Genomic DNA, 13,830 nt, shown 5'->3' with positions numbered 1-13,830 from the left:
CGACCGGGATGATGCGCCGGTCTCGGACGGCGCGAGCGACCAACGCGTAGGGCGGGCCCGGGGCCCATCCAAGGTGCGATCGACGGTGCGCGGGGGCGGACTCGCGCCATCGCAGGCATCACCGTCGGCAAGCCAACTCACCACTGCGGGCGCCTCGTCGCAAGTTGCCCACCGCGGCGACATGCTCGTCGTGCGTAGTCGCCGGTGAACGCGAGCGTCGTCGACTTCGGTCGCTGCGCGGACGCGTGATAGCCTGACCAACGCGATGCGCATCCGTGCGAAGCGATTGTGTCTGGTCGGTCTGGCGAGCCTCGCGGCGTGCGCCGGCGGGACCGATCTCTCGGTGACGAGCTTCGGCGGTGCCGAGTCCGATACGCTTGCGACCTCGGGTGCGACGCAGGTCACCACCGGTGTCACCGCGGGCGACGGCAGCGGCTCCGGTGACGGTAGCTCCGGCGGCGACGGTGCCGACAGCACCAGCGGTGGCAGCGACTGCAAGCCCGAGATCTGCGACGGTGTCGACAACGACTGCGACGACGCGGTCGACGAGGACTGCGACTGCAACCCCGGCGCGACGCAGTCCTGCTACTCGGGGCCCGAGGGCACCCAGGGCGTCGGCCTGTGCCACCCAGGCAAGCAGCAGTGCTCCGATGCGGGCAGCTGGGGCTCGTGCGCCGACGAGCTCACGCCGATCGACGAGGCCTGCAACGGCGTCGACGACGACTGCGATGGCGACATCGACGAGGACTTCGGGAGCGAGACCTGCGGCGAGGGCATCTGCCAGGTGACAGTCGACACCTGCGCCGATGGTGAGCCCGCCCGGTGTGTGCCCGGCAAGCCCGCGACCGAGATCTGCAACGGCCTCGACGACGACTGCGACGCCGAGATCGACGAGGGCTGCAGCTGTCTCGACGGTGAGCAACAGCCTTGCTACGGCGGTCCCATGGGCACGCAGGACGTGGGCGTGTGCGTCGGCGGCACGCAGACCTGCGTCGGCGGTGCGTGGCCGGCCAGCTGCGACGGCGACGTGTTGCCGGGCAGCGAGTCGTGCAACGGACTCGACGACGATTGCGATGCCGCCACCGACGAGGGCAACCCCGGTGGCGGTGCAGCGTGTGCGACCGGCCTGGTCGGCGTGTGCGCGCAGGGACATCAGCAGTGCGTGTCGGGGGCGCTCTCGTGCGTGCAGGACACCGCCGCCGGCGCGGAGACCTGCGACGGACTCGACAACGATTGCGACACCGGCGTCGACGAGGGCAACCCCGGCGGCGGCGGCATGTGCAACACCGGGCTGCTCGGCATCTGTGCCGCTGGCGTCCATCAGTGCACAGGTGGCGCGCTGCAGTGCGTGCAGAACCAGCAGCCCGGCACCGAGGTCTGCGACGCGGTCGACAACGACTGCGATGGCATGACCAACGAGGGCAACCCCGGCGGCGGCCAGGGCTGCAGCACCGGTCAGTTCGGCGTGTGCGCGGCCGGCACGACCGCGTGCGTCGGCAGTAGCGTGGTCTGCAACCAGAACGTCAATCCGTCGACCGAGATCTGCGACGGCCTCGACAACGACTGCGACAGCGGCGTCGACGAGGGCAACCCGGGCGGTGGCAATGGCTGTGCGACGGGCATCCCCGGCGCCTGTGCGACCGGCGTCACTGCCTGCAGCAACGGCGCGCAGGCCTGCGCGCAGACGGTGTTCCCGACCGCGGAGATCTGCGGCAACGGTCTCGACGAGGACTGCAACGGCGCCGCCGACAACGGCTGCGGCTGCGCGCACTCGTTGTGCGCCAACGCGGGCGCGCTCGCCAACGGTTGCTCGTCGTGCGTGAGCAGCATCTGCGCGCTCGATGCCTTCTGCTGCACCACGGCCTGGGATGCGCAGTGCATCGCGGAGGTGGTCGAGTACTGCTCGGACTGGTCGTGCACGAGCTGCGCCCACTCGCCGTGCCTCACCGGCAACGCGCTCGCCAGCGGCTGCGACAACACTGGGCTCGGGACCTGCGTGGCCGACATCTGCGCGCAGGACAGCTTCTGCTGCACGTTCGGCTGGGACGCGCAGTGCGTCGGCGAGGTCGCGAGCATCTGCGGCCTCACCTGCTGACGCGGCGCCATTTCAGGGGTCGTCGCGCTCGTCGCCCTCGCGCACGCGCTCACCCATGCGGTAGCGCGTGCGGCCGAGGATCGTCATCGGGATGCCCGCGCCGAGTCCCGGCACCGCTGCGCCGAGCAGTCCGAAGCCGGCGGTCCGCGTCGACCTCCCGATCACGAGGATGCTGCCGCCGATCGCCGCGCCGATGCCGATGCCCAGGAGGATCGCACCGACGATCCGCAGGCCTCGGCCACCCGGGCGCACCGCGATGTCGAGCGCACCGCTGGCCTGCTCGAGCGTGAACTTGCGCGACGCCGTCCACACCACGCCCTCGCCGGTGGCGAGGAAGTACTGCTGGCCGCCGCCGCCATCGATCACGCGATCGCACGGGGCCGTGCACACGCTGCGAAAGCTCATGCCGTAGAGCGACGCGTTGTAGCCACCCGCGATCACCTCGCTGCGCACCTCGTAGAGCGTGACCGGCTTGTCCCGCGTCAGCGACAGGTGCACGCGGGGGCCGTGGGCCGGCGGCGGTGTTGATGCGGGGCCGGGCTCGCGCGGCCACGCCGGGGCCTCGGTGTCGCCGGTGCCACGGCCCCGTCGTACGTCGGCGACCTGCGCCCAGGGGATCTCGCGCCGCTCACCGGTGCCATCGACGAGCAGCACCACGCGCTCGTTGGGCAGCAGCTCGACGATGCGACCGCGCAGGAAGCCACCGCCGACCAGCTCGACCTCGTCGTCGCCGATGATCGGGGCGGGCGCAGCGGCCGGCTGCGCCGGGGTCGCCGACGTCTCGCGCTCGACGGGCGTGGGCTCCGCGACCGCGGGTGCCGGCCCGTGTGCGCGCGCCAGCACGGGCGCCTGGGCCCACGACGCCGACGCCACCAGTGCGACGGCGCACCGCTTTGCTGCGCGGCGCGGGCCGAAATGACGCGTGCGCGAACCCGACGACGCGAACCATCCTGTCATCGGTGCAAGGCATAACACATCGGCGTCGTCGGCTCCGGCGCGCAAGCGCGGCGATCCGCACTCCGGCGTCGCGCAAGCCCGTCCCCAAAGTTGCGCCGCCCCGATCGGGGCACTAGATTCCGCTGCCGCCGACCTCGTCCGGAAGCCCCGGATGGCAGTCGTGCGTCGGAAGTGAGAGCGCCATGACGACCACGTCGGACCCCCACGCCCCCGAGCTCGCGATCGCGATGCCGCGCACCGGCGACACCGAGGTCGCACTCGAGGTGGACCTGTCGGCCGAGCGGCCCGCCGCGACCATGCACGGGCTGCAGCCCAACCGCGCGTCGCGGGGCCTGTTCGTCGCCGCGGCCACCGGTGGCCTGCTCGCGCTGGTGATCGCGATGGTGGCCGGCGGTGGCGACGATGCCGACGCCGTGCCCGTGCTCGAGCCGCAGCTGCGGGCTTCACTCGATTCCACGGTCGCAGTGGTCGAGGCCGTGCGCACCGACGCGATCACGGTCGCGTACACGCGCTCGCTCGCGGCGGCTCCGGTCGCGCGCCGCGGCAAGCCGCACGCGGGCGCGAGCACGACGACGGCGGTGGCTCCGTCCGCGGTGTCGGGCGTCGCCGGATCGACCCGCGAGCCTGCGACCCACACGAGCACGGCCTCGGGCGCGGCGCGACCGAGCCACAGGCAACCTTCTGCCGACGTGATCCAGTCGCTGCCGGCGGCACCCGCCGCCGACACACCGAGTGCCCCTGCGCCCTCGACCCCCGGCAGCGGTGCGTCGGGCGACCCGAGCGCGACGCGCCCCGCCGAGCCTCCCGCCGAGCCGGCGCCCGCGCCGACCCCTGCGCCGCTGCCCGGCGTCGGCGACCCCGAGGACGACGCGCCCGTCGAAGCCGACGAGCCGCCGATGCCGTCGTGATCAGCCCGGTGGGTTGGGGTTGATCTTCCCGGTCCCGGTGCCGCCGAGGTACGCGTAGCTGTCGTACTCGTCGTAGCCGACCACCACCACCGAGAAGCCCTCGCCGGCCTCGAGGGTGTGGACGCCGTCTTCGACCACGATGCGCGCGACCTGGTACGCGCCGTTGTCGATGTCGGTGAACTCCGTGCCCGAGATGGTGTCGCCGTCGAGATCGACGCTGACACCCGAGGGACGCGTGATCACCAGGACGTCGGTGGTCCACTGGTTCGGCACCATCACGACGTAGCGCGGCAGCAGCTGCTGCAGCGGGCTCAGCTGCACCATCGCGGGATCGCCCAGGCCGCTGGCGGGCGGGTTGTCGGCGCCGGTCATGTAGTTCATGACCGCGATCGGTGCGTCCGACTGGATCATGAAGTCGCCGGGCTGGTCGCCGGTGCCGCCGACGTAGAACTCGACGGTCTCGCCGGCGCTCATCTGCAGCGGCGAGGGTGGCAGCCCGGTGACCGCGGCGTCGGCGTCGAGGTGCACCGTGGTGCCGTCCTCGCTGGCCTGGATCTGCCACAGCGAGGTCTCGGGGTTGCCGGCGGTTCGCGGTGGCACGCGGGCCGCTGCGAAGTCGCGCCCCCACAACCGCACGCCGCTCAGCTGCTCCTCGAGGTGATCGCAGGCGTACACCGCGGCGGGGATGTTGGCGCACTCGTGGGCGGTGAAGATGCCGATGGGATGGTTCGCGTTGCTCTCGATGCGCGTGCCCGTCAGCGAGATGTTGGGCGCCGAAGCCATCACCTCGGCGATGTCGCCCTCGTCGAGCGAGATCATGAACGGCACCCCCGCGCTGCCGGCGGGCACGTCGCTGCCAGACAGCGTGTTGGCGGTCGGCGTGACCTCGACGTTGGTGTTGTCCTCGACCGCGACGATGGTGATGTACGACGAGCCGCCCTGGCCGCCGCCCCAGTGCGGCACGTAGGCCAGCGTGTCGAGTGAGCTCGCGGGGTAGAGCATCGACGCGTCCGAGGTCGCCGACACCTGCGTGAACGGGCTGAACTGGTAGGCGATGATCGGCCGCTCGGCGGTCACGCGGTAGGTGCCGCCCTCCATCACGCCACTGCCCTGGTGGTGGTGATCCGGCAGCATGAAGGTGTAGAGGTCGAGCGACGGCACGCTCACCGGCCCATCCACGATCTGCCACGCGCCGCCGACCTTCTGCTCGACGACCACGTCGACTGCGCCCGACAGCTGCACGTTCGAGACCGCGATCGCGTACTGGTCGTTCTCGGACGAGTCGTATTGATCGAGATCGACCGCGTAGAACAGGCAGCCCACCGTGCTCTCACCGGCGGAGGCTTGCTCGCAGTCCTCCGGGATCACGGGGCCCTCGGCGCCGGTGCCGAGATCCACGGGCGGCGGCGGGATCACGTCGAACACCACCGGTGGATCGAAGGGGCCCAGGCCCGACGACGAGTCGCCGCCGCCGACCGTGCTCGCCACCGTCACGGTGCCCGGGCCCGCGCCACTGGTGCCCGTGCCGGTGCTGGCGCCCGGATCGGTGGTGGCGCTCAACGAGCTCGGTCCGTCGTCGGTGCCGGTCTGGTTGGCGGTCTCGGACTGGCAGGCGAGCAGCGCGAGCGTCGAGCAAGGGAGCAGACGACACCAACGGATCATCCTGATTGGATATCACGGTCGCTGCCCGTCTTGGCGAGGCAAGCTGCGCGCGCGCACGCCGGCGGCGATCGGCGTAGACTGGGTCGCACATGCGCGGGGTTCTTCGGTGGTCGACGGTGCTTGTCCTCGTAGGTTGTCGCGGCGACGACGGCGATGCCGCCGACTCGAGCAGTAGCTCGGGTGGGATGGGCACCACCGTCATGACCACCGCGTCGACGACCATGTCGCCGACGTCGACGCTCGGCGCGGATTCCAGCAGCGGCGGCGCCGAGTCGGGCTCCGAGAGCAGCGCGGGGATCCCCGAGGCCGCGACACTCGCCTTCTTCCTCGAACGCGCCGCGGACGGCAGCATCGACGTGGAGGTCGCGGTGTTCGACGCCACCTCGGAGCCGTGGCAGGGGCAGGGCGTGACGATGAGTGCGAGCCCGGGCACGGTCGGCCCCATCGAGTCCCTCGGCGGCGGCCGCTTCCACGCGAACGTGGTGCCGAACCTCCCCGGCGACTCGGGCTCGGGCGAGGTCCGGCTGACCGCCGACGCCGGCGCCGCCGAGGGCACGACGATCGCACTCGTGCTGCCGCAGGTCGACGACCGCTGGGCCCACGCCGAGAAGGTCCGCGGCCTGGTCAACACCGACGGCACCGAGGACTCGATCACGGTGAGTCCGAACGGCGAGTGGTTGATCGTCGGCACGTACTCGCCGGTCGATCTCTACTGTTGCCTGTTCGGTGACGCCGCCGGCGTGCCGCAGTGCAGCGGGACGCCGTCGGGTGTCGACAACCCCGCCTGCAACGCGGCGATCGGCCCCTACGCCGAGCCCGAGCGGCCCGGCATGCCGGGCGCCGATCGCATCGTCTCGCCGACCGAGATCACCCACGAGGTGCCGTCGGTGATCGACATCGACGTCGGGGCCCTGCCGCCGGTGGCGGCCTATGGCTTCCACCGCGGTGAGGGCGGTGCGTTCGATGAAGCGTTCCCGATCGCGCTCGACAACGACGGCTTCACCGGCGCGCCGTTCGGATTCCAGTTCGTCGAGGATCCCGCGGGCGGCAATGCGCAGTTGGTGTTCGCGCATCGCCTCTACGAGGACTTGGTCACGCAGGGGACCCTCGACAACGACGTCTTCCTCGCCAGCACCGCCAGCTTCGGCACGCCATGGACGCTCGGCGTCTTCAATCCCGACACCAACGTCACCACCTGGGACGGCGTCGCGCCGCTCGAGCTCGCCGATCGCGATGGCGCGCAGGGCAACCCCGGCTTGGGGGCGATGGGCCTGTGGTTCGACGACGAGGGCTCCGCCGATCTCAACCTGTGGTTCGCCGGCGCGCCCGACGGGCTCGACGCGCCGCTCGATGCGGCGGCGATGGTCGGCTTCTGCCAGGACGACGTCGACGAGATCCAGCCGTGGTACGACGCCGTCGAGCTGACGCTCTACTTCACCGAGAACACCGCGGCGATCTCGACCGCGACGATGATCGGCACCGACCCCGCCGACCCGATGGCGTGGGATCCGGTGCTCACGCAGCTCGCGATGAACGTGCCCGACTTCGCCGCGGGCTCGGTGGTCGCGCTGGGTGAGCCGAGCCTCTCGCGCGAACCCGGGGGCGAGACGTATCTCTACTTCCAGGCGGTCATCGCCCGGGGTGACCAGCTCGATGGCGGGATCTACCGCGTGCTTGCCCGCGAGCCGTTCTGACGCGGGGTCGTGACGCTTCGCACGCGTACGACCCGGGGGGGCGGCCGTCGGGGCCGATTTCCAATCGCTGCGGTTGGCCCGAGCATGTGCCGGCCATGACCCGACACCTCCGCAGCCTGATGGATCTCTCGGCGGCCGACACCACCCGCGTGATCGACCTCGCCCAAGCCGTGAAGCGCGACCCCGCCGCGTACGCGACCAAGCTCGCGGGCAAGTCGATCGCGATGATCTTCGCCAAGCAGTCGACGCGCACCCGCGTGTCGTTCGAGGTCGGCATCCACCAGCTCGGCGGCCAGGCGCTGTCGCTGTCGACCTCGGGTGGCACCGGCATGCAGATGGGTCGTGGCGAGACCGTCTCGGACACCGCCAAGGTGATGTCGCGGTTCGTGCATGCGATCGTCATCCGCACCTTCGGTCAGGATCAGATCGACGGGCTCGCTGAGTACGGCTCGATCCCGATCATCAACGCGCTCACCGACATGTTCCACCCCTGCCAGGCGCTCGCCGACCTGCTCACGATTCGCGAGCACCTCGGCACCACGGCGGGCAAGAAGCTGGTCTATGTCGGCGCGGCCAACAACGTCTCGAACTCGCTGATGCTCGCGGGCGCACGCGCGGGCATGAACGTGGTCGTGAGCTCGCCGACGAGCCTGCCGGTCAACGAGCAGGTGCTCGCGCGCGCCAGCGACGACGCCAAGGCCGGTGGCACCACCGTCACGGTCGACACCGATCCGATGCGCGCAGTGGTCGGCGCCGACGTCATCTACACCGATACCTGGGTGAGCATGGGCGAGGAGGAACAGGCCAAGGCGCTCATCGCCAAGCTCGACGGCTTCATGGTCACGCCGAAGATGATGGCCGCGACCGGTAAGGACAAGGCGCTGTTCATGCACTGCCTGCCCGCGCATCGCGGCGAGGAGGTCGACGAGGCGGTGATGGACGGCAAGTGGTCGGTGGTGTTCGACCAGGCCGAGAACCGCCTGCACGCGCAGAAGGCCGTGCTGCTGCTCCTGCTCGGAGGCGCATCGTGGACCTGAGGCCCGACGCGCTCTCGCCCCGCTACGCCGACATCCTGCGCGACTGCCAGCCGTACCTCGTCACGTACCCCGCCAACCACGGCGCGCTCGACCTGGCGCCGTTCGGTCTGCGGCTGGCGCCCGAGCACATCTACGATCCGACGCGGCTGTCGAGCCGCCACGTCATCGACGGCCTGCACCACCTCGATGCGTTCTCGTTCGGCGGCCAAGAGATGCTCATGCCGCGGTGGGTGTTGTTCGACTGCGGCGAGTTCCCCGGCATCGTGTTCGGCTTCGGACGGCCTGCGCGCGAACTCGGGCCCGACCTGCGCAAGGCCTATCGCGTGGAGGCCTCGGAGCACGACGACACCTTCGTGCCGCTGTCGATGTGGGTCGCGATCCGCTGCGCCCAAGACGGCGCATGGTTCGGTCACAACCTCTCGTCGTGCAACTACGTCACCTCGACCGAGGCGCTGCCCGGCATCGGCACCATCACCAAGATCTACGCGATGCGACTGGCGCGTGCGGTGCAGCAGTACGGTGCGACCCAGTGGACCAGCAGCAGCCTCAACCTGCACCTGTCGCTGGGCGACATGTTGCTGCTGAACGCCTACACGCCGGCCCACACCCATCCCGACACGTTCACGTATCGGATCGACGTCGACTGGGCGCGCCTGGTCGCGCCGCTGCACCCCGGATGGCAACGGGAACGTGACGGCGGTGATCGAGCGATCGATGTCGACGATCCGGCGTCGATCCGCGGCTTGCACGACGACATCGAGGCCGGCGCGCGCTATCGTCTGGTCCGCGTGGAGAAGCGCGGCGAGGGGCCGCAGAGCCAACGACTGTGGGTGCAGAGCCTGACCTGACCGACGCGACCGCCCGCGTGCTCGAGATCGTGCGCGCGGTGGTGGTCGACCTGAGCGATGGCCGCGGCGTCGGCCGCATCGGCCTCGATACCTCGTTCGAGCGCGAGCTGGGCCTGGGCAGCCTCGAGCGGGTCGAGCTCGCGGTCCGCGTCGAGCGTGACCTCGGCGTGCGGCTGCCCGAGGCCGCGTTCGGCACGGTCGACTCGGTGCGCCAGCTGCTGGAGCTGCTCGGCGCGCCGGCGCGCGGCTCGTCGCCGTCGGTCGCCAGCACGGCCGCCGACCGGGCCGCGCTGCTGAGCCGCGAGCCGCCGGTCGCACCGCCGATGGAGGCGCGCACGCTGGTCGAGCTGCTCGAGTACCACCTGCGGCTGCAGCCCGATCGCGTGCACATCGTGCTCGAAGACGAGGACGGCACCGCGACCGCGGTCACCCACCGCGCGTTGCATGCTGCCGCCACCGCGATGGCCAGCGCGCTGCGGGCCCGCGGGCTCGAGCGCGGTCGCACGGTCGCGATCATGCTGCCGACCGGGCTGCCGTACTTCGCGACCTTCATGGGCACCTTGATGGCCGGCGGCGTGCCGGTGCCGCTCTATCCCCCGATGCGGCTCGATCGCATCGCCGAGTACGTGGCGCGCTGCGCCGGCATCCTCGACAACGCGCAGGCGCAGATCCTCGTGACCTTCGATCGCGCTGCGCGGGTGGCTCAGATCGCCCGCGATCGTGTGGCCTCGATCGAGCACGTGCTCGCGGTCGAGAGCTTGGCCCGCGAGGCCGCGCCGTCGCCCGTCGGCGCTGCGCAGGCCGAGCTGGGCCCCGACGACACCGCGCTCATCCAGTACACCTCGGGCAGCACTGGCGATCCCAAGGGCGTCGAGCTCACCCACGCCAACGTGCTCGCCAACATCCGCGCGGCCGCGGCCGGCTGCGCACTGGTGGGCAGCGACGTGCTCGTGAGCTGGTTGCCGCTCTACCACGACATGGGCCTCATCGCCGGCTGGCTGATGCCGCTGTTCGGGGGCGTGCCGACGGTGGTGATGTCGCCGCTGTCGTTCTTGTCGCGGCCGCGCCGCTGGCTCGCGGCGCTCAGCGACTATCGGGCGACCTGCTCGGTGGCGCCGAACTTCGCGTTCGATCTGTGCGTGAAGCGGATCGAGCCCAGTGAGCTGGTCGGCCTCGACCTGCACCGCGTGCGTGCGATCCTCAACGGCTCGGAGCCGATCCTGCCGGCGACACTCGATCGCTTCGTCGGTCGCTTCGAGGCGGTGGGCCTGCGGCGCGACACCATCTTCTGCGCGTACGGCCTGGCCGAGAACATGGTCGCGGTCACGTTCCCGCCGGTGTCACGGCCGCCGCGCATCGATCGCATCGATCGCGCGCGCTTCGAGGCCGAGGGCATGGCGGTGCCCAGCGAGGCCGCGGACGCGCTGTCGTTCGTCGGCGTGGGCCGTGCGGTGCCTGGCCACGAGATCCAGGTGGTCGACGCCAACGAGGTGCCGCTGCCCGAGCGCCGCCGCGGCGTCGTGCGCTTCCGCGGGCCCTCGACCTTCAAGGGCTACTACCGTCGGCCCGATGCGACTGCGGCGGTGAAGCGCGAGGGCGGCTGGGTCGACACCGGCGATCTCGGCTACATCGCCGAGGGCGAGCTCTTCATCGTCGGTCGCGCGAAGGACATCATCATCAAGGGCGGGCGCAACTACTACCCGCACGAGATCGAAGAGGCCGCCGCGATGGTCGCGGGCATCCGCCAGGGCTGCGTGGTCGCGTTCGCGCAGCGCGACGACGAGGCCGGCACCGAGCAGATCGTGGTGGTCGCCGAGACCCGCGAGCGCGACGCGGTGAGCCGCGAGAGCCTGGTCGGCCGCGTGGTCGAGTCGATCACGACGCGGGTCGGTGTGCCGCCCGATCGCGTGGTGTTGGTGGCGCCCGGCGTGGTGCCGAAGACCTCGAGTGGCAAGGTGCAGCGCGCCCGTACGCGCGCGCTGTGGCTCGAGGGCGCGCTCGAGCAGCGCCACGGATCGTTCGCGCGCCAGGCCGCGGGGCTGTACCTGCGCGGGCTGCCGTCGCGGATCGGCGGCTGGCTGCGCGGCGGCCTCGCGCTGGCGTATGGCCTGTGGGCTGCGCTCGCGATCGGCAGCGTCTGCCTGATGGCGCTGCTGCTCGGGCGCATCTGGCCCGCCGGCGCGCCGGCACGGCGGCTCGCGAGCTTCGAGGCCACGCTCGCGCTCACGCTCGCCGGCCTGCGCCCGCGGCGGATCGACACCGCGTCGCTGCCCGAGGGCGCGTCGCTGTTGGTCGCGAACCACTGCAGCTACCTCGATTTCATCGTCGCCGCGGCCACGCTGCCGAGCGACGTGCACATCCTCGTGAAGGGCGAGCTGCGCGACACGCCGCTGGTCGGTGTGGTGCTGCGCCGGCTCGGTCACCTGTTCGTCGATCGTCACAGCACCGCGCGCTCGCTCGCCGATCTCGAGCAGGTGGTGGCGCTGCTGCGTGAGGGTCGACGCGTGCTGGTGTTCCCCGAGGGCACCTTCAGCGCGGAGATCGGCCTGCGCCCGTTCAAGCTGGGCGCGTTCCGGCTCGCCTGCGAGCACGACGTGCCGGTGGTGCCGTGCGCGATGCGAGGCACCCGCAAGGCGCTGCGCGATGGCACGTGGCTGCCCAAGCGCAGCGCGCTGGTGGTCGAGGTGTTGCCGGCGCTGCAGCCCACGGGTCGCGAGGTCGCCGACGTGGTCGCGCTGCGCGATGCCGCGGCGGCCGCGATTGCGGAGCATGTCGACGAGCCGCGGTTGTTCGCGGCCGACATCGCCGTGCCTGGCGCGGGGTGAGCGGGGCGTCGGGCGTGGGCGAACGGTCGCCATGCTCGACGACGCGCGCGATCAAGCCTGGTCGCGATCGATCTTGCGTCGTAGTGCCTCGAGCTCTCGCTCGATCTGCGCATCGCGTTCGCGCTTGGCCTTCTCCGCCGCCCGAACCGCCGCCTCGCGCTCGCGGGCCTGCACGCGCTCGGCCTTGGCATGCGCCCGAGCGTCGCGGGCGGCGACCCGGGCGCGCTCCGCCGCGGACGGCGGCGGCGGCTCGGCATCGGTGCGCGCACGCACCTCGTCGATGCCCTCCTCTGCGATCTCGCGACCGACCCGCCAGCCGACTCCCTGGAGCACGAAACGCAGCAGGCCCATCGCTTGTCAGACGGACCGCGGGCGACCTGGTTGCGCACCCCCTGCACGACCCGAGAACGTCGGTGGACGCGATCGCCTCTGGGAGCATCGGAGCGGACGCAACCCACGACGCCGGCCCCGCGATCTCGCGGCTGTTGCGATGGCGTCGCATGCTGAAGGCGTTGCCACGGTTGGTCCCCTTCCTGCTCGCGTGGCTTGGGGGCATCGCGGTGCTGGGCTGGGCCGGCACCCGGGTGGACCTCTACTTGCTGAACGTGCAGGGCGTGCCGCTGCCGCATCCGTATCCGACGAGCGGGGGCGCGTGAGAGGCTCGTCCAGCGGCGCGCGGCCGAGCGACGTGCACATCTTCGTGCAGGGCGCGCTGCACGACATGCCGCTGGTCGGCATGGCGCTGCGATGTCAGTCGGCGACGGCGAACTGCGGTCGACGGAGTGCATCAATGTGCGCGCGCAGGGGCTCGGCCTCGGGCGCGTAGGGCCGCTCGCGCAGGAATCGCTCGAACGCCGACGCGGCCCGCTCGTGTGCGCCGAGGCGTTCATGGGCGAGTCCGACGAGGTAGAGGTACTCGCCTTCGTGGTACACCCAGTGGGCATCTTCGAAGTACGCGAGCGCCTCCTCGATCTCGCCGCGCTCGTAGTGCAGCCAGCCCATCGCCGCCGCCTGCAGTGAGAGCATCCAGTGGATGCCGCGAGGCTCGTGGGTCTCGGCGCGCTGTGAAAACGCAACCAGCGGCAGGCGTACGCGGTGCTGCGCGTGAATGTGCGAGGTGTCGGCGACACGCGCATGGTCGAGGGCGCGTGCCAGGCACGTCGACAGGGCCGCGGGCGCGTCGGGCCAGCCGAGGTCCCGCAATTGCACGCCGCGAGGGCCGATGTCGAACTCGGGCGTGAACCGGTGGACGATCGGGCCGAAGAGCATCGCCTGCGTCATCACCAGGGTCATCGGCGCCTTCACGATGACGCGAGGGTCGTCCGCGATCGCTTCGCCGAGGCAGCGCTTCAGGCTGGGCCGCGCGCTGCGTACGAGCGCCCGCATGGCCGCCTGGACTCGCGCGAGCTCGGTCATGTCGCCGTCGCAGTGGCACGCCGCAGCCGATGCGCGGAGGATCATGCGGTCGCCGTGGAGCTGCCGGGGCCGTCGCGGCTCTGCGCGGCGAACCATCGCCGCGATGAGGTCCGTGGTCGTGGCGAAGCGTCGGCGTCGCACGACGACGCGTCGGACGTCGCCCTCGGTCACGGCGGCCGACGCAGGTTCGTCATCGGTCTCGTCGTCCGCGCTGTCTCGCGCTTCGGATGCCTCGTCCGTCGACGGCTCTCGCTCGGGCGTGTCGGTGCGCGGGGAAGGCGTGGCAGCGGGCGCGGGTGGTGGGTTCCTCGATAGCCGCTCGGAACGGACGAGTTGCAGCACCGGATGGGGCTCGAGCACCATCCGCGGCCGCACGGTGTCACGCGTG

The 13,830-nt window shown here is 71.4% G+C and carries 11 protein-coding genes; 7 read left to right on the top strand and 4 right to left on the bottom strand.

Going from position 1 to position 13,830, the window contains the following annotated elements:
* The first annotated feature begins 265 nt into the window (after positions 1–265).
* On the top strand, positions 266–2,095 hold the full coding sequence (locus IPH07_30465) for a hypothetical protein (GenBank protein MBK6921759.1): 1,830 nt from the start codon (positions 266–268) through the stop codon (positions 2,093–2,095).
* A 12-nt stretch (positions 2,096–2,107) separates the two neighbouring features.
* Here IPH07_30465 and IPH07_30460 read toward each other — a convergent pair whose 3' ends face one another.
* Positions 2,108–2,938 carry a hypothetical protein gene (locus IPH07_30460; GenBank protein ID MBK6921758.1) on the bottom strand — a complete coding sequence of 277 codons (831 nt, stop codon included), beginning with the start codon at positions 2,936–2,938 and terminating at the stop codon, positions 2,108–2,110.
* A 296-nt stretch (positions 2,939–3,234) separates the two neighbouring features.
* Here IPH07_30460 and IPH07_30455 point away from each other — a divergent pair, with 296 nt between their 5' ends.
* A complete protein-coding gene (locus IPH07_30455; protein ID MBK6921757.1) occupies positions 3,235–3,960 on the top strand; it encodes a hypothetical protein in 726 nt (241 codons plus the stop codon).
* On the opposite strand, the gene IPH07_30450 is transcribed toward IPH07_30455, so the two are convergent.
* Entirely contained in the window at positions 3,961–5,622 is a 1,662-nt protein-coding gene (locus IPH07_30450; protein MBK6921756.1) for an IgGFc-binding protein, read from the bottom strand.
* Positions 5,623–5,738: 116 nt separating this feature from the next.
* Between IPH07_30450 and IPH07_30445 the strand changes: the two genes are divergently transcribed.
* From IPH07_30445 to IPH07_30430, 4 genes are all read left to right on the top strand, one after another.
* Positions 5,739–7,316: a hypothetical protein gene (locus IPH07_30445; GenBank protein MBK6921755.1), complete on the top strand. Its 1,578-nt coding sequence runs from the start codon at positions 5,739–5,741 to the stop codon at positions 7,314–7,316.
* Between the two features lie 95 nt (positions 7,317–7,411).
* Positions 7,412–8,353, top strand: a complete 942-nt coding sequence (argF, locus tag IPH07_30440) for an ornithine carbamoyltransferase (GenBank protein ID MBK6921754.1) — start codon at positions 7,412–7,414, stop codon at positions 8,351–8,353.
* Positions 8,344–9,201: a hypothetical protein gene (locus IPH07_30435; protein MBK6921753.1), complete on the top strand. Its 858-nt coding sequence runs from the start codon at positions 8,344–8,346 to the stop codon at positions 9,199–9,201. Before argF ends, IPH07_30435 begins: the two co-directional genes overlap by 10 nt.
* Positions 9,180–12,026, top strand: coding sequence for an AMP-binding protein (locus tag IPH07_30430; GenBank protein MBK6921752.1), 2,847 nt, complete (start codon positions 9,180–9,182; stop codon positions 12,024–12,026). The genes IPH07_30435 and IPH07_30430 overlap by 22 nt, the downstream gene beginning before the upstream one ends.
* Before the next feature lie 51 nt (positions 12,027–12,077).
* Here the strand turns inward: IPH07_30430 and IPH07_30425 are convergent, their stop codons facing one another.
* A complete protein-coding gene (locus IPH07_30425; protein ID MBK6921751.1) occupies positions 12,078–12,377 on the bottom strand; it encodes a hypothetical protein in 300 nt (99 codons plus the stop codon).
* A 62-nt stretch (positions 12,378–12,439) separates the two neighbouring features.
* Between IPH07_30425 and IPH07_30420 the strand changes: the two genes are divergently transcribed.
* Positions 12,440–12,682 (top strand): hypothetical protein, encoded by a 243-nt coding sequence (locus tag IPH07_30420; GenBank protein ID MBK6921750.1) that lies wholly within the window; start codon positions 12,440–12,442, stop codon positions 12,680–12,682.
* A 94-nt stretch (positions 12,683–12,776) separates the two neighbouring features.
* Here IPH07_30420 and IPH07_30415 read toward each other — a convergent pair whose 3' ends face one another.
* Entirely contained in the window at positions 12,777–13,613 is an 837-nt protein-coding gene (locus IPH07_30415) for a tetratricopeptide repeat protein (GenBank protein ID MBK6921749.1), read from the bottom strand.
* Positions 13,614–13,830 lie beyond the last annotated feature (217 nt).

It is taken from the genome of Deltaproteobacteria bacterium (assembly GCA_016709225.1).
Classification (GTDB): Bacteria; Myxococcota_A; Polyangia; order Nannocystales; family Nannocystaceae; genus Xiheibacterium; species Xiheibacterium phototrophicum.
The sequence above is the reverse complement of the archived record's forward strand: the minus strand, read 5'-3'. Positions and strand labels throughout refer to the sequence as shown.